Below are 26,767 nucleotides of genomic sequence, written 5' to 3' on the forward strand. Positions count from 1 at the left end.
GAGTTGTCGTGGAGCGATGGTGCGGGTCGGTCAGGCGTCGACCTCGACGAGCCGCTTGCCGGTGGAGTCGACCACCTCGTAGTGGTCGATCTGGTCGGCGTTGAAGGCCGTCCCGCCGTGGATGTAGAGCGGGTTGCGGGCCGCTTCGGTCGCGGCGTCCTTGATGCCGTAACCGGCCGTCGGGACGGACCAGTTGGACATGGTCTCGCGCGAGCCGTCCTTGCCGACGACGATCAGGGAGCACTTGAGCGGGCCCTTGACGCCGCCCAGCTCCAGGACCGCGCTGACACCCCACGCCTTCGGCGCCATCGCCACGGTCGCGGTGACCTTGGTGGTGGGGTCGGTGGCGGAGACCCGGTCGGTCATGGTGGCGAAGTCGTCCTTGGCGTTGCCCGCGGACTTGACCGTCACCGCCGGCGAGGGCTTGGCCTCGCTGGTGGTGTCGCCGCCCGTCGTGGCGAACACCGCGGTCGGGCCGCCGATGATGAGGGCTGCCGCGGCGGCCACCATGTAGAAGCTGCGCCGGCGCCTGCTCGCGCGCTTTTCCGCGACCTCGTCGACCAGCCGCGTCGCGAGCTGTGGGCTCGGGCGGGCGGACAGCGACTCGCCGATGGCGGGAGTTCCCTGGGCACCGGGCAGGTCCGCGAGGGCGGCCAGCATCGGTTCCATCCCGGCCAGCTCGTCGAGCTGCTGGGCGCACCACTCGCAGCCGGCGAGGTGTGCCTCGAAGGCCGTGGCCTCCGCGTCGTCGAGGATGCCGAGGGCGTAGGCGCCTACGGTTTCGTGTTCGTTCGGACCCTGGGAACCCTGCATTCCTCGCATGGAACCAGGACTACCCGCTCCGAAACCCCCGTAAATGCTCATGCCGTCACCCCCCGCTCCTCCAGTGCGAGCTTCATCGAACGCAGGGCATAGAAGACCCGTGAGCGCACCGTGCCGCTGGGTATGCCCAGCGTCTCGGCCGCTTCGTTCACGGTACGCCCCTTGAAGTAGGTCTCGACCAGGACCTCCCGGTGGGCGGGGGTCAGGTCGTCGAGCGCGTCCGACAACGTCATCAGCCACAACGCCTTGTCGATCTCGTCCTCCGCGGGGATGACCTCCAGCGGCGACGGGTCCACCTCCTGCGGCCGGGCCTGCCGGCTGCGGTGACCGTCGATGACGATGCGCCGGGCGACCGTCACCAGCCAGGGGCGTACCGAACCGGTTGCTCGATTGAGCTGACCGGCGTTCTTCCAGGCACGGATGAGTGTCTCCTGCACGACGTCCTCGGCGCGTTGCCGGTCTCCCGCGACCAGCCTGAGGACGTATGCCAGAAGGGGCCCCGCGTGCTCTCGGTACAGCGCACGCATCAGGTCCTCGTCGGGTTCCGAGGGCTGGGACATGCGATGTCGGGCCCTCGGTGCTTGTTCATTGGCCACGACGGAATACTTGCGCACGCCCACCTCCGCTGTCCCGGGTTCCCCCGGCCGGTCGCTCCCCCCGAGGTACGGAAGCGGTGTGCGGGATGTTCAACGGCGCGACCACAACTTTCTTTAGCTTGACGCGACGCGAGGGACAAGAGAGCACATTCCTGCCGCAAGTGCTTTACATTTCCGCCACATTGGCAAGTTCGGCCCGATGCCCGAAACCATTAAACGGGAAACACACGTGTAACCAACGTCACTGGAACCCACGGCACTTGATACGCCCGATTCCGCCGCACAGGCCCGCTATGCGCGCTCTGCGAACGGTCATCGACCGCTACGCGCGGGCCAGTGCGGCCCGCCGCCGGTGCCTCGCGACCCGCTCCCGGTTGCCGCAGATCTCGCTCGAACACCATCTGCGCCGCCTGCCCCGGGAGGTGTCGAGATAGACGATCGGGCAGTTGTCACCCTCGCACTGACGCAGGCACGCGCGCGCGTCGGGGTCGGTGAGCAGCTCCACGGCGTCCCGGGCGACCGCGCCGAGCAGCGCCGCGCACTCGGGCGGGCCGTGCAACTCCCGTACGAGCGTGCCGTCCGGGGCGCGTACGGCGCGGGTCGCCGGGGGCGCGGGGCGGGCGAGTTCGTTGAGGCGGGTCAGGGCCTGGTCCAGGGAACGGGGGTCGGCGGCCGGCGGGTTGTGCACCAGCTGTCCGGTCAACCGGCCGGTCAGCGCCCGCAGTTCACGGAAGCGCGGAACCCAGGAACCGTCGACATGACGCAGCGCCGTCCCCCCGGGGACGAGCCCTGACGCGGCGATCCACGCCCGAAGCGGCTCGACGGCGCCGAGCCGCTCGTCGGGATGGGCGGTCGCCAGCAGGTCCAGGCAGATCCGCCCGGCGTCGAAACGCAGTTCGTACGAGTACGAGGCTGTGGCCACGGTCGTCTGCGATGCCATGCGCCTGTCACCGCCTAGCCGAGGGAACCGTTCCCTCTACAGTGCCCGCCCACAGGCACAGCCGGAACCCCTCGCGCAGGGTCGAACACGCTCCGCGCCGGTTGTTCACGGGGTCCGAGTGAACGGGGGCCGGGTACACGCACGCGTGCGCGTGCAGGGCGCTGTCCCGGGCGCCCTGTGCCGCGAGGCGCGAGCCGCGAGGCGCGAGGCGCGAGCCCCGAGCCCCGAGCCCCGAGAGACACGGCTCGTTCCCGGCGGACCGGCTGCCGGTTCGTTGTGGCTGGGCGCGCAGTTCCCCGCGCCCCTGACCGTGGCGCTGTCGCGCCTACGGTCAGGGCGGTGCCGGACGACTCGCGCCGGCGGTCGGGCGACGGGCCCGGGGCCGGCAGATGGCCACGTCCGACGACCATCCCCGTCGGCTCGGGCGCGCCGTCAGCGACAGCCCGACCCCGAGTTGTTCGACCCGCCCGAACCGCCGGAGGCCTACGCGTCGGAGTACTTGGCGTCGGCTGCCGGGTCCAGGGCCAGGCGGTAGCCGCGTTTGACGACCGTCTGGATCAGTTTGGGGGCGCCCAGGGCTGTACGCAGGCGGGCCATCGCTGTTTCCACCGCGTGTTCGTCACGGCCGGCTCCGGGCAGTGCGCGCAGCAGTTCGGCGCGGGCGACGACCCAGCCCGGCTGTCGGGACAGTGCCCGCAGCAGGGACATGCCGGCGGGCGGTACGGGACGCAGGACGCCGTCGACCAGGACGGCGTGCCCACGGATCTCGACCCGGTGCCCCGCGATGGGCAACGCCCGCGCGCGGGCCGGGAGTTCCTGGCAGAGGAGCTGTACGAGGGGGCCGAGCCGGAAGCGTTCCGGGGACACCGTGTCGACGCCGTGGGCCTGCAGCGGCAGCGCGGTGACCGGGCCGACGCACGCGGGCAGGACGTCGTGGTTGAGGGCGGCGAGCAGTTCGGGCAGCTGGCCGCGTTCCTCGGCGCGGGAGAGCAGGGACGCGGCGGCGGGGGCGCTGGTGAAGGTGAGCGCGTCCAGACCGCGCGAGACGGTGGCGTCGAGGAGCCGGTCGACGGGACCGATGTCCTCCGGCGGCATCCACCGGTAGACGGGCACACCGACGACCTCCGCGCCCGCGGCCCGCAGCGACTCCACGAAGCCGGGCAGCGGCTCCCCGTGCAGCTGGATGGCGATACGGCGCCCCTCGACACCCTCCTCGAGAAGCCGGTCGAGCACCTCGGCCATCGACTCGGAGGACGGTGACCAGTCCTCCGTGAGCCCGGCGGCCCGGACGGAGCCCTTGACCTTGGGCCCGCGGGCCAGCAGTTCCACGCCGCCGAGGCAGGCGAGCAGGTCGGAGCCGAGCCCCCAGCCGTCGGCGGCCTCGATCCAGCCCCGGAAGCCGATGGCGGTGGTGGCGACGACGATGTCCGGCGCCTGTGAGATCAGCTGCTTGGTGGCCGCGAGGAGCTCGCTGTCGTCGGCGAGCTGCACGATCCGCAGGGCGGGGGCGTGTATGACGGAGGCGCCCCGCCGCTGGAGGAGGGTCCCGAGTTCGTCGGCCCGACGCGCGGCCGTGACGCCCACGGTGAACCCCGCGAGGGGGCCGTGGTCCGGTGGGCCGTGCTCCGGTCGTTCCGGTCGCTGCTGTTCGTCGTACATGGCTCTCGTCCCGCAGTCGGGTCACATCTTCTTGTACAAGCGTGCCGAACGAGCCTGTCAACGGCGCGTGACAGGCTCGGTTCGGCTTCATGTCGCTGGTGTTACATAAGCCCTTTCGGGCGAGGGTCACACCTCGGCGTAGTTGAGCTGCGGCTTCGCTTCGGAGGCGGTGGCTTCGGGCGCCTGTGCGGTCGCCGGGCGGCGAAGGTATACGGCCCAGGTGACCAGGAAGCAGACCCCGTAGAAGGCGAGGAAGGCGACGAAGGCACCGGTGCCGGAGCCCACCGAGAGGAAGGACTGGCGCAGGGCGAGGTTGATGCCGAGGCCGCCGAGGGCGCCCACCGCACCGATGATTCCCATGGAGGCGCCGGAGAGCCTGCGGCCGTACGCGGCGGCCTCCTCACCCTCGAGTCCCTTGGCGAAGGCCTTGGCCTGGAAGATGCCGGGGATCATCTTGAACGTCGAGCCGTTGCCGAGGCCGCTGAGGATGAACAGGACGATGAAGGCCGTGGTGAACAGCGGCAGCGACTTCTGCATCGACGCGACGACGATGAAGGCGGTGGCGGCGGCCATGGCGACGTAGTTCCACAGCGAGATCTTCGCTCCGCCGAAGCGGTCGGCGAGCGCGCCGCCCACGGGCCGGATCAGCGAGCCCAGCAGCGGGCCGATGAAGGTGACGTACGCGGCCTGCAGGGGCGTACGGCCGAACTGGGTCTGCAGGACCAGACCGAACGCGAAGCCGTAGCCGATGAACGAGCCGAACGTTCCGATGTAGAGGAAGGACATGATCCAGGTGTGCGCGTCCTTGACCGCCTCCTTGGCGGCGCCGGTGTCGTTCTTCAGGGACGAGATGTTGTCCATGTAGACGGCGGCGAGGATGGCGGCGATGAGGATGAGCGGGATGTAGATCCCCAGGAGCACACGCGGTCCGCCGCTCGCACCGATGACGGCGAGGCCGACGAGCTGCACGACCGGGACACCGATGTTGCCGCCACCGGCGTTGAGCCCGAGAGCCCACCCCTTCTTCCTGAGCGGGAAGAAGGCGTTGATGTTGGTCATGCTGGAGGCGAAGTTGCCGCCGCCGATGCCGGCGAGCATGGCGCACACCAGGAAGGTGTTGAACGACGTCCCCGGCTTCATGACGATGAACGCCGCGATCGTGGGGATGAGCAGCAGCGACGCGGAGACGATCGTCCAGTTACGGCCACCGAAGAGGGCGACGGCGAAGGTGTAGGGGACGCGGACGACGGCGCCGACGGCCGTGGCCATCGACACGATGAAGAACTTGTCCGCCGGGGTGAGCCCGTACTCCGGCCCCATGAACAGCACCATCACGGACCACAGCGTCCAGATGGAGAAACCGATGTGCTCGGAGAGGACGGAGAAGAACAGGTTGCGACGGGCAACCTTCTCCCCGGTCGCGTTCCAGAAGGCCTCGTCCTCGGGATCCCAGTGCTCGATCCAGCGGCCTCCCCTGCCGGGTGCGGGGGCTGAACTAGGGGCTGTCATGACGCCTCCACGGTGGTCCGGGGCTCGGGTGGTTCTTTTTGCGGTGCTGAGCAGTGCTGAGCGGTGATGAGTCCCGAAGGTAGATAGAGCGCGTTTCCGCCCTGTGGCTGTGGGTGACCGGAAGGGAACTTTGCTCTCACCCCGCGAGGAGATGGGATGAGAGGTTACGCAGACGAAGGTCACGGGGAGGGCACGGCCCGGACGACAAGGGGGTGCCCTGGGTCACCTCGGGCGGGGCGCCTCTCATGAGTACGCGTACTCAGACCCCCTGAGTCGCTCGGCCCTGACGGGCCCGGGCCGGGTTGCGGACGATGGGGCGTCCTGTTCGTGTCGAGAGAGGTGCTCATGCGTCGTGATCTGCAGGTGCGCGTTGCCACACCGGAGGATCTTGAGTGGGTCCACGAGCTGCGTCACCGGGTGTACGCGCGGGAGTTGGGCCAGCATGGGCCGGATCCGAGCGGGCGTCTTCGGGACGGGCTGGACGGGGACAACGTCTATCTGGTCGCGGCGCGCGGGGCGGATCGTGTCGGCTTCGTCAGTCTGACTCCGCCCTGGCTGGGGCGGTACGGGCTGGACAAGTACCTGACCCGCGACGAGTTGCCCCTGCTGAACGACAGCGGTCTGTTCGAGGTGCGGATCCTCACCGTCGAGCCGCGCTGGCGGGCCTCCGCGGCGGCTCCGCTGCTGATGTACGCGGCGCTGCGCTGGATCGCCTCCCGGGGTGGTCGGCAGGTGGTGGCCATGGGGCGTACCGAGTTGCTCGACATGTATCTGGCCGCCGGCCTGCGTCCGGTCGGCCGTACCGTCCGCAGTGGGGCGGTGACGTTCGAGGTGCTGACCGGGAGCGTGGCCGAGCTGACCAGGGCCACGATGGAGCGTTACCGGACCACGCTGGAGCGGTTGCGGTCCGCCGTGGACTGGCGGCTGGATATGCCGTTCGCGCCCCGGCCGGACGGCTGCGAGCACGGCGGTGCCTCGTTCACCGCCATCGGTACGGACTTCCGCAGCCTGGGGCGGCGTCGGGAGGTGGTCGCGGCCGATGTGCTGGACGCCTGGTTCCCGCCTGCCCCCGGGGTACGGGCGGCGCTCACGGAGGATCCGGGCTGGGCGGCCCGTACCTCGCCGCCGACCGGTGCCGAGGGTCTGCTGGCGGAGATCGCCGCGTCCCGGGGGCTGCCGGAGGAGACCCTCGCGGTCGGCGCCGGATCGTCCGACCTGATCTTCCGGGCGTTCGGGCGGTGGCTGACCCCGGAGAGCAGGGTGCTGCTGATGGACCCGGGCTACGGCGAGTACGCCCACGTCACCGAGCGGGTGATCGGCTGCCGGGTGGACCGGTTCCGGTTGCGTCGGGAGGACGGCTGGCGGATCGATCCGGCCCGGCTGGCAGCTGTCGTCGGGGCCGAGCACTACGACCTCGTGGTGGTGGTCAACCCCAACAACCCGACCGGACGTCACGCGCCGGCCGCCGAGCTGCGTGCGGTGATCGCCGCCGCTCCGGCCCGGACCCGCTGGTGGATCGACGAGGCCTACCTCGGTTATGTGGACCTGGGCGAGTCGCTCGCCGGCCTCGCCGCCACGGACCCGCGGGTGGTGGTCTGCACCTCGCTCTCCAAGATGTACGCGCTCTCCGGCATGCGGGCCGCGTACCTGGTGGCCGAGCCGGTCACCGCGGCGCAGCTGCGCCGATGGACGCCGCCCTGGCCCGTCAGCCTCCCCGCGCAGCTGGCCGCCGTGGCCGCCCTGCGCGACCCGGCGTACTACAGCGACCGCTGGCTGCGCACCCACGAGCTGCGCCGGCGACTGGCCGCCGACCTGGCCGGGGTGGACGGGACCCTGGTCGTCGAGGAGGGCGTGGCGAACTTCCTCTCCGTGACCCTGCCGCCCGGCGGGCCGAGCGCCGCGCAGGTGGTGAACGAGTGCCGCACGCTTGACGTCTATCTGCGCGATCTGTCGCCGTTGTCGCCGGAGTACGAGGGACGCACCGTGCGCGTCGCGGTGCGGGACACCGCCGAGAACGCGCGCATCGTGGCCGCGTTCCGGGCCGCCCTGGACGTACTGAGGCCGCGTGCGTCGGCCTCGCCACCCGCTTCCCTGCCTGAGCCTGTTCCTGCCGCCGGATCCGCCCGGTGATCACTGTTGCCTCGCTGGCGCCCTACCTCGGTGGGGCGCTGGCGCTCGGCGGTGTCGCGGTGGTGGCTTCGCGGCGCCGTGAGCTGATGGTCAGGTGGTGCGCCTGGGCGGTCGGGGTGCCGCTGGTCACCGGTGCGTTCTGGTGGGGCCACCCGGGCACCGCGGCCCTGGCCGTCGTGGTCGGGGTGGTCGCGGTGATGGAGTTCGGCGGGCTGATGCAGCTGGGCCTGGTGGACCGGCTGGTGCTGGCCGCGACGGTGTCGGGCGTGGTGCTGGCCGCGTGGCTGGCGCCCGGGCAGGTGCTACGAGTTGTCGCGGTCGGGGCGCTCGCGGTGGCCGCACCGCCTCTCCTGACCGGTGACGCCGACCATGGACTCCGTCGGCTCGGCGCCGGCCTGCTCGGGCTGGCCTGGCTGAGTGTGCTGGCCGCGCTGGTGCCGCTGGGGGCGAGTGCGCTCGCGTTGTTCGTGGCCGTCTCGATCGCCGACATCGTCGCGTACTTCGCCGGCCGGAGGCTGGGCGGCCCGCGTCTGTCGCCACTGTCACCGGCCAAGCGGTGGAGCGGGACGCTGGCCGGGGCGACGGCCGGCGTCGGCGTGCTCGCCGTACTGTCGGCGCTGAGCTGGCCGATGGCGATCGCGGTGGCGGTAGGCGGCCCGGCCGGAGACCTCCTGGAGTCCATGGTCAAGCGGGGCGCCCAGGCAAAGGACGCCGGCAACTGGCTGCCGGGCTCCGGCGGCCTACTGGACCGGATCGACTCGCTGCTCATCGCACTGGCGGTGCTGCTGGTCCTGGGCTGAGGTTCAGCGCCCATGCGGCCCGCCTTGGCCCTGCGGCCTCACGAACCCGCGGCCCCACAGACCCATGGCCCCGCAGCCCACCCGACTCGCGGCCTCCCGGCCCGCCTCGCAGTCCCGGCCTCGCCGACTCCCGACCCGCCGGGCCAGCCCAGCCCAACTCACCCCAAACCCCGCCCAGCCCAAGTCACCCCAACTCACCCCAAACCCCGCCCAGCCCAAGTCACCCCAACTCACCCCAACTACCCCCAACCCAGCCCCGCCGCCCCCACCCGCCCCGCCCGGAGGGCCCCCTCACCCCTTCCGGCGTCCGCCCCCCGACCCCGCCCCGTCCGGCCAAAACCGAGCCCCCCTCTTCGCCGCGACATCCTCGACCCACCCCACGGTCAGGATCATCAGGCCGATCAGGGGCCAGACCAGGACAAACATCCACACGTTGTACGTCGTGTCCAGCGCGGACACCATTCCCTCGGTCATGAACGGGAGTTCGTACAGGCGGTCGATCAGTGGCACCGTCGCCATGATCAGCAGGTTGTGCCAGAGATAGATCGTGACCGCCCTGTTGTTGGAGAGCGTGACCAGCCTGTCCCACTTCGCCAGGCGTCCCGGGAGTTCCTGCCACGACGGGGAGTACTGGAGCAGGATCACCACGAAGCCGAACGACCAGGCCGCCTGGGCCAGCGGGATGTCGTTCAGGTCCCAGCCGTCGGGGCCCTTGTGGCCCGAGGCCCACCAGATGCCGAAGGCCATGAGCATGGCCGCGCAGGACACGGAGACATAGCGCGGGATCTTCTTCAGCAGACCCTCGTGGTGGGCGAACCCCAGCACCCAGCAGCCCCCGTACACCGCGAAGTCGGTCACCGCGTTGCCCGTCTCACCGGGGATGGTGACAACTCCCGTACCGACGACCGCCGTCAGGGCCAGCGGCGCCAGCAGCGTCACCCACGGAACCCGGCGGAACGCCCACAGCAGCAGCGGCGAGGCGATCACGAACCACAGATAGGCCCGCAGATACCAGAGCGGGCCCGCCGCCTGCACCGCCCATGTGTTCTCCAGCACCCCCGACTTGGAGCCGATGCTCCACGGGTACGGCGGGGCGCCGATCGGGATCACGTAGTTGAGGAGTTCGACCAGACCGAACGTGCCGCCGTGGTCGGGATCCTTGGCCGGATCCCAGCCGCCGAGGAACATCAGCGTCAACGCCACCACGCTGAACACCCACAGCGGGGGCAGCAGGCGCCGGATCCGGCCCCGGATCACCCCGAGTGCCGGGCGTTTCAGGGAGCGGGCCATCAGCGAGCCCGCGAGCGCGAACATCACGCCCATGGACGGGAACACGACCGTCAGCCATGCCCACCCGAACAGGTGATACACCACGACCCTGACCAGGGCGATGCTGCGGAGCAGGTCGAGGTAGCGGTCGCGGCCCGGCTTCGCGCCCTTGGACGCCTCGGGCGCGACGGGCTCGACGGGCTCGGTGGGCGTCTCGAGCACGGCAGGCGGCTCGTCGGCTGCCGGTTGCCGCGGAACGCCGTACGCCGGCGTGGTCGTCGGGTCGTCGGTCGGCGTCGTGGCCGACGTGGGGCGCTGGGTCATGCCACCGGCCTCCTGTCGCCGCTCCGCCGGGCGGCCGGTACGGCGTCCGGCGCCGAACCGACGACCCCGGTGCGCCGGAGCTTCTGCCAGCGCAGCCGGCCGCCGGTGAGCGCGGTGATCCAGGACTGCAGCAGCACGACGTACATGAGCTGGCGGTAGAGGATCTGTTGCAGGGGCAGCGAGATCAGGTGGGTCATCTTTTCCCGGTCGAGGCGGAACGCGTAGGCCGCGCAGATCAGTTGGATGGCGAGTACGCCCAGCCAGGCGAGGACGGTCTTCCCGGTCGGGCCGAACACCAGCCCGTAGAGCAGGAACACGTCGATCAGGGGCGCGAGGAGCGGCGCGACGACCATGAACAGGGACACGAAGGGGAGGCCGACGCGGCCGAAGCGGCCCGACGGGCCCCGTTCGACGACTGCGCGGCGGTGCTTCCAGATCGCCTGCATGGTGCCGTACGACCAGCGGTAGCGCTGGGACCACAGCTGCTGGACGGACTCCGGGGCCTCGGTCCAGGCGCGCGCGTTCTCCGCGTACACGACCCGCCAGCCGTCGCGGTGCAGGGCCATCGTGATGTCGGTGTCCTCGGCGAGCGTGTCGTCGCTCATCCCGCCGACCCGCTTCAGGGCGGAGCGCCGGAACGCGCCGACCGCGCCGGGGATGGTGGGCATGCAGCCCAGGACGTCGTACATCCGGCGGTCCAGGTTGAAGCCCATCACGTACTCGATGTGCTGCCAGGCGCCGATCAGGGAGTCCTTGTTGCCGACCTTGGCGTTGCCGGCGACGGCGCCCACGCGCGGGTCGCCGAAGGGCTGGACGAGTTCGCGGACGGTACCGGGCTCGAAGACCGTGTCGCCGTCCATCATCACGATCAGGTTGTAACGGGCGTTCGCCACACCCCTGTTGAGGGCGGCGGGCTTGCCCGCGTTGAGCTGGCGCACGACGCGTACGTTCGGCAGGGCCATGTTCTCCACGATGCGGGCCGTGCCGTCGCTGGACCCGTCGTCGATGACGATCACCTCGATGGGATGCTCGCTCCGCATCAGTGAACGCACGGTGGCCTCGATGCACTTGGCCTCGTTGTACGCCGGCACCAGCACCGACACCGGCTCGGTGATCGGCGGGCCCCAGCTGAAGTCGGCGCGGCGGGTGCGGCGGGCGTGCAGGACCGACAGCAGCAGCATCAGGCCGAACCGGGTGAACACCAGCACGCCGATGATCGCGAGGCCGACGACCAGCGCGCCGGTGATCTCGTCGGAGGCCTGCACCAGGAACGTCCACGCCTTGCCCTTGGCCAGCTCGACGCCGGCGACCGGCGTGTGCGCGCTGGGCGCGTCGAGGGCCTCGGTGAGGTTGCGGAACGCGTACCCCTTCTTCTTCATGTCGGGCAGGAAGCGGTCGAGGGCCTCGACCGTCTGATGGCGGTCGCCGCCGGAGTCGTGCATGAGGACGATCGCGCCCTTGCCGCCCTTGGGGGTGGCCTGGCGGATGATCGCGTCGACGCCGGGCTTGCGCCAGTCCTCGCTGTCCGTGTTGTTGACGACGGTGATGTAGCCGCGCTTGCCGATGTACTCCGTGACCGGCCACGACTTGTCGTCCATGGCGTCGGCGAAGGAGGAGTACGGCGGCCGGAACAGCGAGGTACGGATGCCCGCCGCACCGGCGAGCGCCAGCTGGTTCTGGGACAGCTCCCAGTCGATTCGTTTCTTCGACTGGAAGGAGAGATCGGGGTGGTTGAAGGTGTGCAGCCCCACCTCGTGGCCCTCTTCGACCATGCGCTGTACGAGATCCGGGTAGCGCGAGGCCATGGTCCCGGTGACGAAGAAGACCGCGTGCGCGTGGTGCTTCTTGAGGACGTCGAGGACCTTGGGGGTCCACTCGGGGTCCGGGCCGTCGTCGAACGTGAGGACGAGCCGGTGGTCGGGGACGTTCAGGCTGGTGGTCCGGCCGCTTCTGGTGTCGATGACCGGACCGCCCTCCAGGATCTTCTCCGGTACCCGGTCGGCGGAGGCCTCGGGCTGGATGCGGTGGTCGGCGAGGATTTCGCTGTGCACGTACCCGCGCAGCATCAGCATCGCCATCAGGGCGAGCAGGATGAGCGAGGGGAGCAGCAGACGCATGGGCAGCCGTCGGCGCCGGACGGCGCCCCCGGCGCCGTTCGAGGCGCCGTGGCGGCGGGAGCGGGATGCCATCAGAGGTTGTTCTCCGGAGACGAGGAGATCAGAACGGGGTCGACAGTCGACAGCCGGCGCTCGACAGTCGAGAGTCGACGGTCGAGGGCCGAGAGTCGAGTCGGGAGTCGACAGAGGCAGACGGTGATCTGCTCGGCGTTCTGCTGGATGTGGTTCGGCTGGATGTGGTCCTGCTGGATGTGGTTTCCGCTGGGCCCCTGCTGGGCGCAGCGAGCGGGTCGGCCTCGGCCTGCGCTCGTCGGGCGCCCGCTACGCCGTCGCGGTCGTCGTCGTTGGCGAAGTCGCCGACGTCGGTGAGGTGGCCGGGTCGCCGCCTCCGTCGCCGTAGCCGTCGCCGCTCGCGAGCGTGGCGCTCGGTTCGGCCGGGCCCTCGGCGATCGGGGTCGGGTCGCTGGGACCGCCGGCGACCGTGCCGCCGTCCCCGGCCGGGGACACCGAGGGAGACGGCTCGGACGAGGGAGCGCTGCTCTCCGTGGGGCTCGGCTCCGGCGAAGAGGACACCGACACGGACGGCTCGGGTTCCGGCTCGGGCGTGGTGGTCCCCGGTTCCGGCTTGCTGGCGCTGACCGAGGGCTGGGGCTCGGCGGACGTACCCGGCTTCGACGCGCTGGGCGACGCACCCGGCGTGGCGGCGGCGCCGGCGGCAGGAGTCCCCTTCGACGAAGGAGTGACCCCCGCGCTCACCGAGGCCTCCGGGGCCCCCGGCGTGGCCTCGGCCGTGTCCGTCGGCTCGGCCGACTCGGAGGGCAGCGGGCTCGTCTCGACCTGGCCGGCGGGCTGTTCGTCCTGCTGGCCGGGGACGGGCAGCCAGGGCGCGTCCGAGTTGCCGGAGAGGAGGGTGGCGACGATGACGACGGCGTACACGGCGCAGGAGATGCCCACGACGATGCCGATCCTGCGGTATCGGCGGCTGCGGCGGCCGGTCTCGTCGACGAAGACGGGGCCGTCACCGGCACCCATGCCGTCGGCGTCCTGGCCCTCCTTGGCCTGCCGGACGAGGAGATCGTCCAACTGCCTGCCCACTCCGTCGAGCTGGACCGTCACCTCGTGCGGGTCGTGGGTGTGACCGGCCTCCGCCTCGTTCTCCCAAGGGGCACTGGGTGACGGCAGGGCTCCGCCTCTGCTCGAGCGCGGCTGGGCGTGGGCGCCTCTGCCTCCGGGGCGTGCCGGTGCTCCGGCATGACGCTGCCGGGGCACCGGTCCGGTGCTACCCGGGGTTACTCCTGGAAGCTGCTGGGTTCCGGACACGGCCCCGACTTCGGAACCGACACCGTTACCACTGTCGGACCACTCCGACTGGGCGTCTTCTCGCCACTTTTTCACTCGCACGCACATCCCCCCACGGGAACCTTTCGGGCGCGCGTACGATTCCGGGATTTTCGTACTACTTATGTTCGAACCGGACCCCCATCCGATCCGAGCGCCCCCATTTGTCACACTGCACCCGGGAAGTCGAATGTAGCGCACGTGAAGGTCGAGTGTTTGCCATGTGTTACTTGTGAGCTTGAATGATGTTGTGCTCGACGGCTGAAATCCACCCCTCGACAGGCCTCCGCAGCCACCCCTCCTCGTCCGCGAGTTGGGCTGCCGCCCGTCGAAGAGCGTCGAATCCCGGGTGGACCAGACCCTTCCGCCACACCAACGACACGAGGGACAGCGGAACCGGGTCCACCAGCGGTCGAACCACCGTTCCGGGCAGGGCGGGGAAGTCCACGACAGCGAGGACCGGGGTCCGCGTCCTGGCCATGATCCTTTGGAACTCCTCGTCGCCGACAGCGAGCGGCGCGGGTGGCGCGATCTCGATCCCCCGCCCGTCGAAAAGCCGGCGCGCGAGATCGGTCCACTCCGGGGTACGAGGGTTTCCGGCCCCCGCGTAGACTGTCTCCCCCGCGAGGCCGGCCAACGGCACCTCGGTCAGCGCGGCCAAGCGGTGGTCCTCGGGCAGGACGACCGCCATCGGCTCGTAGCGCACGGGCTGTTGGTCGAGCTGTGCCCGTAGCACCGGGTCCAGGCCCGCGAACCGTCCGAACGACGCGTCGAGCCGGCCCGCGAGCAACTCGCCCGCCGCGTAGGTGAGTCCGCTCTCGAACCGGGCCATCAGCTCGTACTCGGGGGCGAGTTCACGTGCCCGATGCAGCACCCGCCGCCCGGTCGCGAGCCCCGGCGAGTTGAGGTCCACCAGCAGGGGCCGGGCCTCCCCGAACGCGGCAAGCAACTCGTCGTGGGCCGCCAACACCCGCCAGGCGTACGGCAGCAGGCGCTCACCTTCGGCCGACAGGGCCACCTGCCGGGTCGACCGTACGAAGAGGTCGGCGCCCAACTCCCGTTCCAGCCGCCGGATATCGCGGCTCAGCGCCTGCTGGGCCACATAGAGACGGGCGGCGGCCCGGGTGAAGTGCAGCTCCTCGGCGACGGCGACGAAGGCGCGCAGCAGACGGGGGTCGAGGTGTTTCGGGGCAGACATCCGGCGAACTTACAACCGGGATGCGTCAATCGGCACGGAACAGGTGTTGGACCTGGTGATCGACTCCGGACGACGGTGGACGCATGCCGCAGCCACCACTCCGAGCGGGCTCCCAGCCATTGTTCGCCGTCACCCAGGACACCCTGGTCATCGCCGACTTCAGCCCCCGTACCCGCGCCCGCAGGCACACCCCAACCGACCGTCACGCACCCGGCTCCAGCCGCCGCCGCTTCACCCTCCCCCGACCCCGCAGGCACACCCCCGCCAGCCAACACCCACCCGGCCCCTACCGCCGCCTCTTCGCCCACCCCGGCGCCCGCGCCTTCACCGTCGGGAACCTGATCGCCCGGCTCCCCATGGGCATGTTCAGCGTGAGCGCGGTCATCATGATCGCCGGGTCGCGCGGCTCGTACGCCCTGGCCGGTGCCGTCACCGCGACCGGCCTCGCCGCGACAGCCGTGGTCGCGCCCTGGACCGCACGGCTCGTGGACCGGCACGGCCAGGCCCGAATCGCCGTACCGGCCACGGCACTTGCCGCCCTCGGCTCCCTCGCCCTGCTGCTCTGCGCGCACTTCGGCGCCCCCGACTGGACCCTCTTCGCCGCGTACGCCGCCACCGCCACGACCCCCAACACGGGCGGTATGTCACGCGCCCGCTGGGCCCATCTCCTGGACGGCGACGAGAAGGCGCTGCACACCGCCAACTCCTTCGAACAGGCCGCCGACGAGCTCTGTTTCATGCTGGGCCCGGTCCTGGCGGCCTTCCTGTGCGGGGCGTTGTTCCCGGAGGCGGGCACACTGGTCGGGGTCGTCCTGCTGATGACCGGCGTTCTCCTCTTCACCGCCCAGCGCTCGACCGAGCCGCCCGCCCGACCCCACCGCGTCGAAGGGCTTCACACGCAAGGTGTCCCCATGCGGAGCACCTCGTTGCCGCGCACCCCCGGCATGCGTCCACTGCTCGCCGTATGTCTGGCCACCGGCGCCGTGTTCGGGTCGATGGAGGTCGTCACGATCGCCTTCGCCGACGAGCGGGGGCACCGGGCCGCCGCCGGTGCCGTACTGGCCCTCCAGGCGGCCGGATCCTGCGCGGCCGGTCTGCTGTACGGGTCGCTGCGCCCGGCCGGGTCCGCCGAGCGGCGCCACCCCTGGTGCCTGGCCGCGATGACGGCCCTGATGACGCTGCCCCTGCTCGCCGCCGCCCTGACCGGCTCACTCCTCGTTCTCGCGGGCGCCCTGCTGATCGCCGGGACGGCCACCGCACCCACGATGATCACGAACATGACCCTGGTCCAGCAGCGGACTCCTGAGGGCCGCCTGAACGAGGGCATGACCCTCGCGGTGACCGGCCTCCTCGGCGGCATAGCGGCCGGTTCGGCGGCCGGCGGCTGGGTGGCGGAACGGGTGTCGGCCACGGCGGGGTACGGCGTCCCGGTCGCGGCGGCGACGAGCGCGCTGCTGCTGTCGCTCACCGCCGCCCGGCGGGTCAATTCACGCGCACCCCATTGACTCGTTCACACACCACACATACCTTCGCCCGTCGAAGCGCTTCGACGACCCGCGTCGAACCGTTCGACGACCCCGGCGCGCGACCGGTGACCGAGATCCATCCGACTCCCCCGGAGGCACTGGATGTTGACGGCAAGAAGGTACGGCAGGCGTAGGACGAAGACGGCGACAGCCCTGGTGGGAGCCCTGACCGGGGCCCTGCTCGTGGCCTCCTGCGGGGGCTCGGACAGCGGGACGTCCGACGGGAAGACCCTGCGCCTGTGGCACTACGAGGGCCCCGACAGCGCGATGGGGCTGGCCTGGAAGGCGGCTGTCGAGGAGTTCAAGGCGACGCATCCGGGCGTCACGGTGGAGTTCGAGGAGAAGGGCTTCGAACAGATCCAGAAGACCGCCCCGATGGTCCTCAACTCCTCCGACGCGCCCGACCTGATGGAGTACAACAAGGGCAACGCGACGGCCGGACTGCTCTCCACCCAGGGCCTGCTCACCGACCTGACCGCCGAGGTGACGAAGCGGGGCTGGGACAAGAAGGTCGGCGCCGGTGTCCGCACCACCAGCCAGTACGACACCAACGGCGTGATGGGTTCCGGCAGTTGGTACGGGGTGCCCAACTACGCCGAGTACACGATGGTGTTCTACAACAAGGACCTCTTCAAGAAGCACGGGATCGCCGAGCCGACCTCGTTCGCCGAACTCACCGCCGCGATGGACAAGTTCGTCGGCGAGGGCATCACCCCGCTGGCCAGCGCGGGCGCCGAGTACCCGGCCCAGCAGTACCTGTACCAGCTCGCCCTGTCGAAGGCGGACCGCGCCTGGGTCGACAAGTACGAGCTGTACAAGGGGAAGACGGACTTCCACGACACCGCCTGGACCTATGGTGCCGAGACCTTCGCCGACTGGGTGAAGAAGGGGTACTTCGGCAAGAACTCCAGCGGTCTGAAGGCGGAGGACGCGGGGGTCTCCTTCATCCAGGGCAAGAGCCCGATCCTGTTCTCCGGCAGCTGGTGGTACGGCCGCTTCAAGAGCGAGGCGAAGTTCGACTGGGGCACGTTCCTGTGGCGCGACAGCGGCCTCACGCTCGGCTCGGGCGGCAACCTGTGGGTCGTGCCCAAGGGCGCCAGGAACAAGGAACTCGCCTACGACTTCATCGACATCACCATGTCGGAGAAGATCCAGAACATCCTCGGCAACAAGGGCGGGGTCCCGGTGGCCGCCGACCCGGCCGCCATCACCGACCCCCAGGCCAAGTCGCTGATCGCCGACTTCAACACCCTCTCCGGCAGGGATGGGCTCGCCTTCTACCCCGACTGGCCGGCCCCCGGCTTCTACGACGTCCTCGTCTCCGAGGTCCAGAAGCTGATCACGGGCAGCGAGAAGCCGGACGCGGTCCTCGACGCGTTGCAGGAGGCCTACGACAAGGGCGTACCGAAGACATGACGGCCACCGCCGAGCGAGCCGGAAGGCAGGGCCGGGTCGCCAACTCAGCACGCAATGAGGGGGGTTCGGGGCGTCGGCGCAAGGACTCGTACGCCCTCTTCCTCCTCCCCGGGGCGCTCGCCTTTCTCGCGGTGATCGTCGTGCCGTTCCTGATGAACACCGGGGTGTCCTTCACCGACTGGCGGGGTGTGGGCTCCCCGGAGTGGGCGGGGCTCGCCAACTACCGTGATCTGCTGGACGATTCGGAGTTCTGGGCGTCGTTCCGGCACAGCCTGTTCATGGTGGTGGCGATGGCGGCCGTACCCACCGTGCTCGGACTCGTCCTGGCCGCCGCCCTGTTCGACTTCGTCGGCAAGCACTTCGGCAGTCGCTGGGCAGCCGTACTGCGCGCCTGCTTCTACCTTCCCCAGGTGCTGCCGATCGCGGTCGCGGGCATTGTCTGGAGCTGGATCCTCGCGCCCGACAACGGCTCGCTCAACGAGCTGCTGAAGGCCGTCGGTCTCGGCTCCTGGCAGCAGGACTGGCTCGGCGACCCGGACATCGCGCTCTACAGCGTGATGGGCGTGATGGTCTGGGTGCAGCTCGGCTTCCCGCTGGTCGTCTTCATGGCGGGCCTGCAACGCGTCGACCCGCAGCTCTACGAGGCCGCCGAACTGGACGGCGCCGGCTGGTGGCGCCGCTTCCGGCACATCACGCTCCCGCAGATCCGCCCCGAGACCTATGTGGTCCTGACCTGGTGCACGATCGCCGCGCTGAAGGTGTTCGGCGCGGTGTACGTCCTGACGAAGGGCGGCCCCGGCGGCGCGACCAACGTGCCCTCCTACTTCTCCTTCACCACGTTCTTCGAGAAGACCCAGGTCGGCTACGGCGCCGCCGTCTCCACCGTCCTCACGGTGGTCATCCTCGCCGTCTCGCTCGTCGGCCTGAAGCTCCAGACCCGGGCCGAGGACGCCGAGGACTCTCCGAAGGGGGTACGGGCATGACGACCGCCCTGCGCCGCTACCCGGTGCTCATCGCTCTCGTCCTCGCGGCCCTGTTCATGGTCGTGCCGTTCCTGATCGTCGCCGTCAACGCGGTGAAGTCGCCCGGCGAGTACTCCGCGAACGGCCCGCTCAGCCTCCCCGAAGGCCTCTACCTCGACGGCGTCAAGGACTTCTGGGAGCGGGTCGACTTCGGGCGGAAACTCGTCAACTCCCTGCTGATCAGCGGGTCGGTGGCGGTCCTCGCGGCCGTCCTGTCCGTACTGAACGCGTACGCGATCGGCATCGGCCGGATCAGGGGCCGCACCTGGGTGCTGGCCTTCTTCGTCCTCGCGAACATGCTGCCGCAGGAGGCGCTGGTCTACCCGGTGTACTACCTGAGCAAGGAAGTCGGCCTGTACGACACCCGGTTGAGCGTGATCATCGTCTTCACGGTGATCCAGGCGGCCTTCGGCACGTATCTCCTCTCCTCCGTGCTCGGCCAGTTCCCCCGGGAGATCATCGAGGCCGCCCGCATCGACGGCGCGAACAAGTGGCAGGTGCTGTGGCGGATCGTCGTCCCGGTCAGCCGCCCCACCCTCGGCGTGCTCCTCGTCTTCTTCTTCATCTGGACCTGGAACGAGTTCCTGCTCCCGCTGGTGATGCTGATCTCCAACGACAACCAGACGGTGTCGGTGGCCCTCGGTGTCCTCCAGGGCCAGCGACTGATGGACGCCACGATGACCAACGCGGCCGCCCTGCTCGGTGTGTTGCCCGCCCTCGTCTTCTTCCTCGTCTTCCAGCGAACTCTCACTCGCGGCATCGCCGTGGGTGCCGTCAAGTAAGGACCCCCACGTGAAGTTCACCGACGGCTACTGGCTGCTGCGCGAGGGCGTCACCGCCGCCCACCCGGTCGCGGCCCTCGATGTGACGGACGCCGACGGCACGTTGGACATCCACGCGCCGACCCAGCCCATCCGCCACCGCGGCGACCTGCTGAAGGGACCGGTCGTGACGATCAGCGCCCACGCCCCGATGCCCGACGTCATCGGCGTCACGTTCACGCACTTCCAGGGCGAGCAGCCGCAGAGCCCCCAGTTCGAGGTGCGCAAGGAGGACCTGACGGCCCACACCGAGTACGACGAGGAGTACGCCACCCTCACCTCCGGCACCCTCTCCGTCCGGTTCGGCCGCACCAGCCCCTGGCACGTCGACTTCCTCGCGAACGGCCGCGTCCTCACCAGCAGCGGCCCCAAGGGCATGGGCATCATGCGGGACGCGACGACCGGCGCCCACTATCTGCGCGAGCAGCTCGGTCTGGGCGTGGGGACGAGCGTGTACGGCCTCGGCGAGCGCTTCGGGCCGCTCGTCAAGAACGGCCAGGTCGTCGACATGTGGAACGCCGACGGCGGCACGGCCACCGAACAGGCCTACAAGAACGTCCCGTTCTACCTCACGGACGCGGGCTACGGGGTCTTCGTCGACCACCCCGGCCGGGTGTCCTTCGAGGTCGGCTCGGAGGCGGTGTCCCGGGTCCAGTTCAGCGCCGAGACACAGCAGTTGACGTACTACGTCATCCACGGCCCGACCCCCAAGGACATCCTCCGCAAGTACACGGCCCTGACCGGCCGCCCGGCACTCCCGCCGCCGTGGTCGTTCGGCCTGTGGCTGTCGACGTCCTTCACCACCTCCTACGACGAGGAGACGGTGACGTCGTTCATCGAGGGCATGCGAGAGCGCCAACTGCCGCTGTCCGTCTTCCACTTCGACTGTTTCTGGATGCGCGAGTTCAACTGGTGCGACTTCCAGTGGGACCCGAGGGTGTTCCCCGACCCCGAGGGCATGCTCCAGCGGCTGAAGGCGAAGGGCCTGCACATCAGCGTCTGGATCAACCCGTACATCGCCCAGCGCTCGCCGCTCTTCGCAGAGGGCAAGGCACTCGGCCATCTGCTGCGCAGGCCGGACGGCAGCGTCTGGCAGTGGGACCTGTGGCAGCCGGGCATGGCCCTGGTCGACTTCACCAGCCCGGCCGCCCGCGACTGGTACGCCTCGAAACTGGAAGCGCTGCTCGCGCAGGGCGTGGACTGTTTCAAGACCGACTTCGGTGAACGGGTCCCACTGGACGTCGAGTACGCCGACGGCTCGGACCCGGAGCGGATGCACAACTACTACACCTACCTCTACAACAAGACCGTCTTCGACGTGCTGCGCAAGCACCGCGGCGAAGGCGAGGCGGTCGTGTTCGCCCGGTCGGCGACGGCCGGCAGCCAGCAGTTCCCGGTCCACTGGGGCGGCGACTGCGAGGCCACCTACGAGTCGATGGCGGAGTCGCTGCGCGGCGGACTCTCCCTCGGGCTCTCCGGCTTCGGCTACTGGAGCCACGACATCGGCGGCTTCGAGGGCACCCCGAGCCCGGCCCTCTTCAAACGGTGGATCGCCTTCGGCCTCCTCTCCTCCCACAGCCGTCTGCACGGCAGTTCCAGCTACCGGGTGCCGTGGCTGTTCGACGAGGAGTCCGTGGACGTACTGCGGCTGTTCACCCGCCTGAAGCTGCGCCTCATGCCCTACCTCTACGAGGCTGCCCGCACGGCCCACACCGAGGGCGTCCCGATGATGCGCGCGATGGTCCTGGAGTTCCCGGACGACCCCGGATGCGCCCATCTGGAACGGCAGTTCATGCTCGGCCCGGACCTGCTGGTCGCGCCCGTGTTCAGCGACGAGGGCGAGGTCTCCTACTACGTCCCCGAGGGCGAGTGGACCCACTTCCTGACCGGCCGCACGGTCACCGGCCCGCGCTGGACACGCGAGCGCCACGGCTTCGACAGCGTGCCGCTGCTGGTGCGCCCCGGGTCGGTGATCCCGGTGGGCGCGGTGGACGACCGCCCCGACTACGCGTACGCCGACGACGTCACCCTGCACGCGTACGGCCTGGAGCGCGGCGCCCAAGTGACGGTACCCGTAGGTGACTTGACGTTCACGGTCGTCCGCGAGGGCGACACACTGCGGGCGTCGTGCAGCGACCCGTCGGCGCCGTGGGGACTGGCCGCGGGCAACCGCGAGGTCCGCGCGAAGGCGGGCACCGGGTTCCTGACCCTGGAACTTGGATCAACGGAGGCAGGATCGCTCGGTTCGGGAGGCGAGTGATGGTGAAGATCACCGATGTGGCACGGCATGCCGGGGTCTCCCCGAGCACGGTCTCGTACGCCCTCAGCGGCAAGCGCCCGATCTCCGAAGAGACCAGGCAGCGCATCGAACGCTCCATCAAGGAACTCGGCTACCGCCCGCACGCGGGCGCGAGGGCCCTGGCCAGCCACAGAGCCAACGTACTGGCACTGGTCATCCCGTTGCGGACCGGCATCCATGTCCCGGTCGCGATGCAGTTCGCGGTGTCGGTGGTGACGGCCGCGCGCAGGCACGACCACGACGTCCTGCTCCTCACCCAGGAGGAGGGCGAGGCCAGCCTGCACCGCGTGGCGGACACCGCTCTCGTGGACGCGCTGATCGTGATGGACGTCCAACTCGACGACCCGCGGCTGCCGTTGCTGCGCTCACTGGACCTGCCGTCGGTCCTGATCGGCTTCCCCTCGGACCCGGCCGGCCTGACCTGTATCGACCTGGACTTCAAGGCGGCGGGCGAGCTGTGCGTGGAACGGCTAGCGGGCCTGGGCCACCGGGTGATCGCCCTGGTCGGCTCCCCGCCCGAGGTCTACGTACGCCGGACCGCGTTCGCCCAGCGCGTGGTCCAGGGGTTCACAGCGGCGGCGGACCGGGGCGGCCTGTCGTCCTCGGTCCACCCGTGCGAGGCGACCCCGGCGGCAGCCAGGGTGGTGGCGGAGCAACTCCTGCGCGAGCATCCGGCGTTGACTGGGGTGGTCGTCCACAACGAGGCGATCCTCGAACCGCTGATCGACGCCTTCGAACAACTCGGCCTACGCGTCCCCGGCGACCTCTCCATCGCCGCGATCTGCCCGGACGACGTGGCCGAGAACCTGCCCGTCCCGGTCACGTCGGTCGCCATCCCATCGGCGGAGGTGGGAACCCGGGCAGTGGACCTACTGATGAGAAAACTGAACAACACCGGCCCCACCCCGGAGTCGACGCTACTGTCCCCCCGCCTGACAGAACGGGCGAGCACAATGGCACGAGCGGCACCATGAACCGTGGAATCCGGTCACTTACCAACTCCCCGCACCCCAACCCACCCCCAGGGGCGCGGGGAACTGCGCGACCAGCCCCCACGGACCCGCACCCGCAAGACCACCGCCCCCGCCTACTCCACTGTCACCGACTTCGCCAAATTCCGAGGCTGATCCACCTCATTACCCCGCGCCGTAGCCAACTCACAGGCGAACACCTGCAAAGGCACAGTGGCAACGAGCGGCTGCAGCAACGTCGGCGTGGCAGGAATGCGGATCAGATGATCCGCGTACGGCACCACCGCCTCATCCCCCTCCTCCGCGACAACGATCGTCCGCGCCCCCCTCGCCCGGATCTCCTGAATGTTGGACACGATCTTGTCGTGGAGGACAGACCGCGACCGAGCCGAAGGCACCACGACGACCACCGGCACATCGTCCTCGATCAACGCGATCGGCCCGTGCTTCAGCTCACCGGCGGCAAAGCCCTCGGCGTGCATGTAAGCAAGTTCCTTCAGCTTGAGCGCACCCTCCAGCGCCACCGGATACCCCACGTGCCGCCCCAGGAACAGCACCGTGTTCTTGTCGGCGAGCGACCGTGCCAGCTCACGCACGGGCTCCATGGTCTCCAGCACCCGTTCGACCTCACCGGAGATCTCCGCCAGGTCCCGCACGACGGCCCGGATCTCGTCTCCCCACTTCGTACCGCGCACCTGCCCCAGATACAGCGCGACCAGATAACAGGCCACCAACTGCGTGAGAAAGGCCTTGGTCGAGGCGACGGCGACCTCGGGCCCCGCATGCGTGTACAGCACCGCGTCCGACTCGCGCGGGATCGTCGAACCGTTGGTGTTGCAGACGGCCAGCACCTTGGCCCCCTGCTCGCGGGCGTGCCGCAGCGCCATCAGGGTGTCCATGGTCTCGCCGGACTGGGAGATGGCGATGACGAGAGTACGAGCGTCAAGGATCGGATCCCGGTACCGGAACTCGCTCGCCAACTCCACCTCGCACGGAATGCGAGTCCAGTGCTCGATGGCGTACTTGGCGATCAGCCCGGCATGGAAGGCCGTACCGCAGGCAACGACGACGACCTTCTCGACCTCCCGCAACGCGCTCGCGGGGATCCGCACCTCGTCCAGCGTCAGTGAGCCGGCCGCGTCGATTCGCCCCAGCAGGGTATCGGCGACAGCCTTGGGCTGCTCGGCGATCTCCTTGAGCATGAAGTAGTCATAGCCCCCCTTTTCCGCGGCCGACACATCCCAGTCGACGTGATACGCCCGCGCGTCCCCCGCACTGCCGTCGAAGCCCGTCACCGTGACCCCGTCCCGGCGCAGCTCCACCACCTGGTCCTGACCCAGCTCGATCGCCGACCGCGTGTGGGCGATGAACGCGGCGACGTCCGAGGCGAGAAAGGCCTCGCCCTCTCCAACGCCCACCACCAGCGGCGAGTTCCGCCGCGCCCCGACCACCACGTCCGGCTCGTCGGCGTGCACCGCGACCAGCGTGAACGCGCCCTCCAGCCGCCGGCACACCAGCCGCATGGCCTCGGCCAGGTCGGCGCAGGAGGAGAACTCCTCGGCGAGCAGATGGGCGACGACCTCGGTGTCGGTCTCGGAGGCGAGTTCATGCCCGCGCTCGGCCAACTCCGCCCGCAGACAGGCGAAGTTCTCGATGATCCCGTTGTGGACCACGGCCACGCGCCCGGCGTTGTCGAGATGCGGGTGGGCGTTGGCGTCGGTCGGCGCGCCGTGCGTGGCCCAGCGGGTGTGCCCGATGCCCGTACCGCCGGTGGGCAACGGCCGCTCCACGAGCTCCTTCTCCAGGTTGACGAGCTTCCCGGCCTTCTTGGCGCCGGCCAGCCCACCGTCCGCCAGCACAGCCACACCGGCGGAGTCGTACCCCCGGTACTCCAGCCGCTTCAGCCCGGCCATCACGACATCCAGAGCCGACTGCGACCCCACGTAACCCACGATTCCGCACATACCGCGCAGCCTACGATCGAACACGCGCCGCACCCCGGCAGCGCGTGCCCGATATCGGAAATTCCCGCCGGCGGCGGGACCCGCTCAGCCGAGCTTGGCGAGCTGCGCTGCGACTATCTCGGTGGGGTAGGCGTATTCCTTGCCGGTGGAGAGCGAGGCGATGTTGATGACCGGGGCGAAGAGGACGGTGGAGCCCTTGCGGACGACGACGGACTTCATCGGCACCTTCCGGCCCGCGTCCACGATCAGCGTCACGGCCAGCGCCTCGTCCGCGCCCTCGGGTGCCGCGGTCTTCGTCACCTTCAGGGCGTTGTTCTTTTCCCCGGTCACGTTGAAGGCGAAGCCGGCGGCGCACTTGTCGACGGCGTTGTTCAGGTCCTTCATGACCTGCTCGGCGCCGCCGTCCTCGTAGCTGGCCAGCGTGAGAATGGCCTGCGGCACGTTCATCGTGGCGAGGAACTGCTCCTCGTCGCTCGCCCCGGCGGCGGGCTTCGCGGCGTCGCCCTTCCACAGGCGCTTCACGGTGGCCGCGGGCTTGCCGGCGTAGGTTCCGGACTGGAGGTGGGCGAGCGGCGCGCACTCCGCCTTGTCCGAGGTCACCTTGTCCTGCGCGAGGTTGTCCTTCGCCGGCACCTTCTCGTTGAGAGTCCCGCTCTTGACGTCCGCCTGGGTGAGGGCGACCTTCGCCAGCTCGGCGGCGCCGAGCGCCTTGCCGGCGGTCGTCTGCTCACCGGCCTTGCCGGACTTGTCACCACCGTCGCCGGCGGCCGGGGCGGGTTCGGGGGAGCTGCCGCAGGCAGTGCCCAGAAGGGCGAGCGCTGCGACGGATGCGGCGAGGGCGGTACGGCGGACGACGGTGTTCCTCAAGGGGGAAAGCTCTTTCTCTTCAGGGCGTTTTGGATCTTCGCGATGCCTGCTTTGCACGCACTTTACGTAGGCACCTCACAGAAAAATCTTCGAACCCGCATTCGACACCCACTCGTGACATGACGTAGCTCGCCCCGGCGTGACGCACTCCACCCCCCACCCCGTCCACACTCCCGTAACAATGGACTGTGATCTCTCCGGTCTCCTCGATGCCCCGGAGCGCCCACCGGCAGCGGCCGGAGGCGACTCCCTACGTCGACCTCACCCGTTCCGAGTGGAGTGCGCTGCGCGACAAGACGCCGCTGCCCCTCACCGCCGAGGAGGTCGAGAAGCTGCGCGGCCTGGGCGATGTCATCGACCTGGACGAGGTGCGGGACATCTACCTTCCGCTCTCCCGCCTCCTCAACCTCTACATCGGCGCCACGGACGGGCTGAGAGGAGCCCTCAACACCTTCCTCGGCGAGCAGGCCGCCCAGACCGGCACACCGTTCGTCATAGGAGTCGCGGGCTCCGTCGCCGTAGGCAAGTCGACGGTCGCCCGTCTCCTCCAGGCTCTGCTCTCCCGCTGGCCCGAACACCCACGCGTGGAACTGGTGACCACCGACGGCTTCCTGCTCCCCACCGCGGAGCTGACGTCCCGTGGCCTGATGTCGCGGAAAGGTTTCCCCGAGTCGTACGACCGCCGGGCCCTCACCCGCTTCGTGGCGGACATCAAGGCGGGCAAGGACGAGGTCACGGCCCCCGTCTACTCCCACCTCATCTACGACATCGTCCCCGGCGAGAAGCTGACGGTCCGCCGCCCCGACATCCTCATCGTCGAGGGCCTGAACGTCCTGCAGCCCGCCCTCCCCGGCAGCGACGGCCGCACCCGCGTCGGCCTCGCCGACTACTTCGACTTCAGCGTGTACGTCGATGCCCGCCCCGAGGACATCGAGCGCTGGTACCTCAACCGGTTCCGCCGGCTGCGCGAGACGGCGTTCCAGAACCCGTCCTCGTACTTCCGCAAGTACACGCAGGTCTCGGAGGACGAGGCCCTCGACTACGCCCGCACCACCTGGCGCACCATCAACAAGGTGAACCTCCTGGAGAACGTGGCCCCCACCCGGGGCCGCGCGACCCTGATCATCCGCAAGGGTCCCGATCACAAGGTGCAGCGACTCAGCCTGCGCAAGCTGTAGT

20 protein-coding genes are annotated in these 26,767 nt (G+C 69.9%); 9 read left to right on the forward strand and 11 right to left on the reverse strand.

Annotated elements, in window-relative coordinates; all coding sequences use genetic code 11:
* Nucleotides 1-30: 30 nt before the first annotated feature.
* From ABZ855_RS23530 to ABZ855_RS23550, 5 genes are all read right to left on the reverse strand, one after another.
* Nucleotides 31-813, reverse strand: a complete 783-nt coding sequence (locus ABZ855_RS23530) for a zf-HC2 domain-containing protein (RefSeq protein WP_319206742.1) — start codon at nucleotides 811-813, stop codon at nucleotides 31-33.
* Nucleotides 814-860: 47 nt separating this feature from the next.
* Nucleotides 861-1,382: a sigma-70 family RNA polymerase sigma factor gene (locus ABZ855_RS23535; protein WP_044471680.1), complete on the reverse strand. Its 522-nt coding sequence runs from the start codon at nucleotides 1,380-1,382 to the stop codon at nucleotides 861-863.
* Nucleotides 1,383-1,740: 358 nt separating this feature from the next.
* Nucleotides 1,741-2,358 carry a CGNR zinc finger domain-containing protein gene (locus ABZ855_RS23540; protein WP_360809760.1) on the reverse strand — a complete coding sequence of 206 codons (618 nt, stop codon included), beginning with the start codon at nucleotides 2,356-2,358 and terminating at the stop codon, nucleotides 1,741-1,743.
* A 483-nt stretch (nucleotides 2,359-2,841) separates the two neighbouring features.
* Nucleotides 2,842-4,017 (reverse strand): uroporphyrinogen-III synthase, encoded by a 1,176-nt coding sequence (locus ABZ855_RS23545; RefSeq protein WP_360809762.1) that lies wholly within the window; start codon nucleotides 4,015-4,017, stop codon nucleotides 2,842-2,844.
* A gap of 126 nt (nucleotides 4,018-4,143) precedes the next feature.
* A complete protein-coding gene (locus tag ABZ855_RS23550; RefSeq protein ID WP_360809764.1) occupies nucleotides 4,144-5,526 on the reverse strand; it encodes a nitrate/nitrite transporter in 1,383 nt (460 codons plus the stop codon).
* Between the two features lie 345 nt (nucleotides 5,527-5,871).
* Between ABZ855_RS23550 and ABZ855_RS23555 the strand changes: the two genes are divergently transcribed.
* Nucleotides 5,872-7,656 carry a histidinol-phosphate transaminase gene (locus ABZ855_RS23555; RefSeq protein ID WP_360809769.1) on the forward strand — a complete coding sequence of 595 codons (1,785 nt, stop codon included), beginning with the start codon at nucleotides 5,872-5,874 and terminating at the stop codon, nucleotides 7,654-7,656.
* Nucleotides 7,653-8,456 carry a phosphatidate cytidylyltransferase gene (locus ABZ855_RS23560; protein ID WP_360809771.1) on the forward strand — a complete coding sequence of 268 codons (804 nt, stop codon included), beginning with the start codon at nucleotides 7,653-7,655 and terminating at the stop codon, nucleotides 8,454-8,456. Before ABZ855_RS23555 ends, ABZ855_RS23560 begins: the two co-directional genes overlap by 4 nt.
* Before the next feature lie 291 nt (nucleotides 8,457-8,747).
* Here the strand turns inward: ABZ855_RS23560 and ABZ855_RS23565 are convergent, their stop codons facing one another.
* From ABZ855_RS23565 to ABZ855_RS23580, 4 genes are all read right to left on the reverse strand, one after another.
* Nucleotides 8,748-10,049, reverse strand: coding sequence for an acyltransferase (locus ABZ855_RS23565; protein WP_360809773.1), 1,302 nt, complete (start codon nucleotides 10,047-10,049; stop codon nucleotides 8,748-8,750).
* Complete coding sequence (locus tag ABZ855_RS23570; protein ID WP_360809775.1) at nucleotides 10,046-12,238, reverse strand: glycosyltransferase; 2,193 nt, start codon at nucleotides 12,236-12,238, stop codon at nucleotides 10,046-10,048. Before ABZ855_RS23570 ends, ABZ855_RS23565 begins: the two co-directional genes overlap by 4 nt.
* A gap of 249 nt (nucleotides 12,239-12,487) precedes the next feature.
* Complete coding sequence (locus ABZ855_RS23575) at nucleotides 12,488-13,435, reverse strand: hypothetical protein (RefSeq protein WP_360809777.1); 948 nt, start codon at nucleotides 13,433-13,435, stop codon at nucleotides 12,488-12,490.
* Nucleotides 13,436-13,730: 295 nt separating this feature from the next.
* A complete protein-coding gene (locus ABZ855_RS23580) occupies nucleotides 13,731-14,702 on the reverse strand; it encodes a LysR family transcriptional regulator (RefSeq protein ID WP_360809779.1) in 972 nt (323 codons plus the stop codon).
* Nucleotides 14,703-14,785: 83 nt separating this feature from the next.
* Between ABZ855_RS23580 and ABZ855_RS23585 the strand changes: the two genes are divergently transcribed.
* The 6 genes from ABZ855_RS23585 (at nucleotide 14,786) to ABZ855_RS23610 (ending at nucleotide 22,760) form a co-directional block, all read left to right on the forward strand.
* The gene (locus ABZ855_RS23585) at nucleotides 14,786-16,207 is read left to right on the forward strand and encodes an MFS transporter (protein WP_360809781.1); all 1,422 of its coding nucleotides are present in this window, start codon (nucleotides 14,786-14,788) and stop codon (nucleotides 16,205-16,207) included.
* A gap of 123 nt (nucleotides 16,208-16,330) precedes the next feature.
* A complete protein-coding gene (locus tag ABZ855_RS23590) occupies nucleotides 16,331-17,644 on the forward strand; it encodes an extracellular solute-binding protein (RefSeq protein ID WP_360809783.1) in 1,314 nt (437 codons plus the stop codon).
* On the forward strand, nucleotides 17,641-18,627 hold the full coding sequence (locus ABZ855_RS23595) for a sugar ABC transporter permease (protein ID WP_360809785.1): 987 nt from the start codon (nucleotides 17,641-17,643) through the stop codon (nucleotides 18,625-18,627). Before ABZ855_RS23590 ends, ABZ855_RS23595 begins: the two co-directional genes overlap by 4 nt.
* Complete coding sequence (locus ABZ855_RS23600; RefSeq protein WP_360809787.1) at nucleotides 18,624-19,448, forward strand: carbohydrate ABC transporter permease; 825 nt, start codon at nucleotides 18,624-18,626, stop codon at nucleotides 19,446-19,448. The genes ABZ855_RS23595 and ABZ855_RS23600 overlap by 4 nt, the downstream gene beginning before the upstream one ends.
* 10 nt (nucleotides 19,449-19,458) lie before the next feature.
* Complete coding sequence (gene yicI / locus ABZ855_RS23605; protein ID WP_360809789.1) at nucleotides 19,459-21,747, forward strand: alpha-xylosidase; 2,289 nt, start codon at nucleotides 19,459-19,461, stop codon at nucleotides 21,745-21,747.
* Nucleotides 21,747-22,760 carry a LacI family DNA-binding transcriptional regulator gene (locus ABZ855_RS23610; RefSeq protein ID WP_360809791.1) on the forward strand — a complete coding sequence of 338 codons (1,014 nt, stop codon included), beginning with the start codon at nucleotides 21,747-21,749 and terminating at the stop codon, nucleotides 22,758-22,760. Before yicI ends, ABZ855_RS23610 begins: the two co-directional genes overlap by 1 nt.
* Nucleotides 22,761-22,873: 113 nt before the next feature.
* On the opposite strand, the gene glmS is transcribed toward ABZ855_RS23610, so the two are convergent.
* Both glmS and ABZ855_RS23620 read right to left on the reverse strand, forming a co-directional pair.
* Complete coding sequence (gene glmS / locus ABZ855_RS23615; protein ID WP_360809826.1) at nucleotides 22,874-24,721, reverse strand: glutamine--fructose-6-phosphate transaminase (isomerizing); 1,848 nt, start codon at nucleotides 24,719-24,721, stop codon at nucleotides 22,874-22,876.
* A gap of 84 nt (nucleotides 24,722-24,805) precedes the next feature.
* Nucleotides 24,806-25,588 (reverse strand): hypothetical protein, encoded by a 783-nt coding sequence (locus ABZ855_RS23620; protein ID WP_360809793.1) that lies wholly within the window; start codon nucleotides 25,586-25,588, stop codon nucleotides 24,806-24,808.
* A gap of 188 nt (nucleotides 25,589-25,776) precedes the next feature.
* On the opposite strand from ABZ855_RS23620, the gene coaA reads away from it, so the two are divergent.
* Nucleotides 25,777-26,766 (forward strand): type I pantothenate kinase, encoded by a 990-nt coding sequence (gene coaA, locus ABZ855_RS23625; protein ID WP_360809795.1) that lies wholly within the window; start codon nucleotides 25,777-25,779, stop codon nucleotides 26,764-26,766.
* Nucleotide 26,767 lies beyond the last annotated feature (1 nt).

Source organism: Streptomyces sp. NPDC047042 (genome assembly GCF_040644035.1).
In the GTDB taxonomy this organism is placed as follows: Bacteria; Actinomycetota; Actinomycetes; order Streptomycetales; family Streptomycetaceae; genus Streptomyces.

Bases quoted from the DNA above. Each gene is read 5' to 3' on its own strand.
- ABZ855_RS23550 (WP_360809764.1), bottom strand. From the start codon at position 5,526: ATGACAGCCCCTAGTTCAGCCCCCGCACCCGGCAGGGGAGGCCGCTGG.
- ABZ855_RS23600 (WP_360809787.1), top strand. From the start codon at position 18,624: ATGACGACCGCCCTGCGCCGCTACCCGGTGCTCATCGCTCTCGTCCTC.
- ABZ855_RS23570 (WP_360809775.1), bottom strand. From the start codon at position 12,238: ATGGCATCCCGCTCCCGCCGCCACGGCGCCTCGAACGGCGCCGGGGGC.
- ABZ855_RS23610 (WP_360809791.1), top strand. From the start codon at position 21,747: ATGGTGAAGATCACCGATGTGGCACGGCATGCCGGGGTCTCCCCGAGC.
- ABZ855_RS23580 (WP_360809779.1), bottom strand. From the start codon at position 14,702: ATGTCTGCCCCGAAACACCTCGACCCCCGTCTGCTGCGCGCCTTCGTC.
- ABZ855_RS23565 (WP_360809773.1), bottom strand. From the start codon at position 10,049: ATGACCCAGCGCCCCACGTCGGCCACGACGCCGACCGACGACCCGACG.
- ABZ855_RS23590 (WP_360809783.1), top strand. From the start codon at position 16,331: ATGTTGACGGCAAGAAGGTACGGCAGGCGTAGGACGAAGACGGCGACA.
- ABZ855_RS23545 (WP_360809762.1), bottom strand. From the start codon at position 4,017: ATGTACGACGAACAGCAGCGACCGGAACGACCGGAGCACGGCCCACCG.
- ABZ855_RS23530 (WP_319206742.1), bottom strand. From the start codon at position 813: ATGCAGGGTTCCCAGGGTCCGAACGAACACGAAACCGTAGGCGCCTAC.
- glmS (WP_360809826.1), bottom strand. From the start codon at position 24,721: ATGTGCGGAATCGTGGGTTACGTGGGGTCGCAGTCGGCTCTGGATGTC.
- ABZ855_RS23540 (WP_360809760.1), bottom strand. From the start codon at position 2,358: ATGGCATCGCAGACGACCGTGGCCACAGCCTCGTACTCGTACGAACTG.
- ABZ855_RS23555 (WP_360809769.1), top strand. From the start codon at position 5,872: ATGCGTCGTGATCTGCAGGTGCGCGTTGCCACACCGGAGGATCTTGAG.
- ABZ855_RS23595 (WP_360809785.1), top strand. From the start codon at position 17,641: ATGACGGCCACCGCCGAGCGAGCCGGAAGGCAGGGCCGGGTCGCCAAC.
- ABZ855_RS23535 (WP_044471680.1), bottom strand. From the start codon at position 1,382: ATGTCCCAGCCCTCGGAACCCGACGAGGACCTGATGCGTGCGCTGTAC.
- ABZ855_RS23585 (WP_360809781.1), top strand. From the start codon at position 14,786: ATGCCGCAGCCACCACTCCGAGCGGGCTCCCAGCCATTGTTCGCCGTC.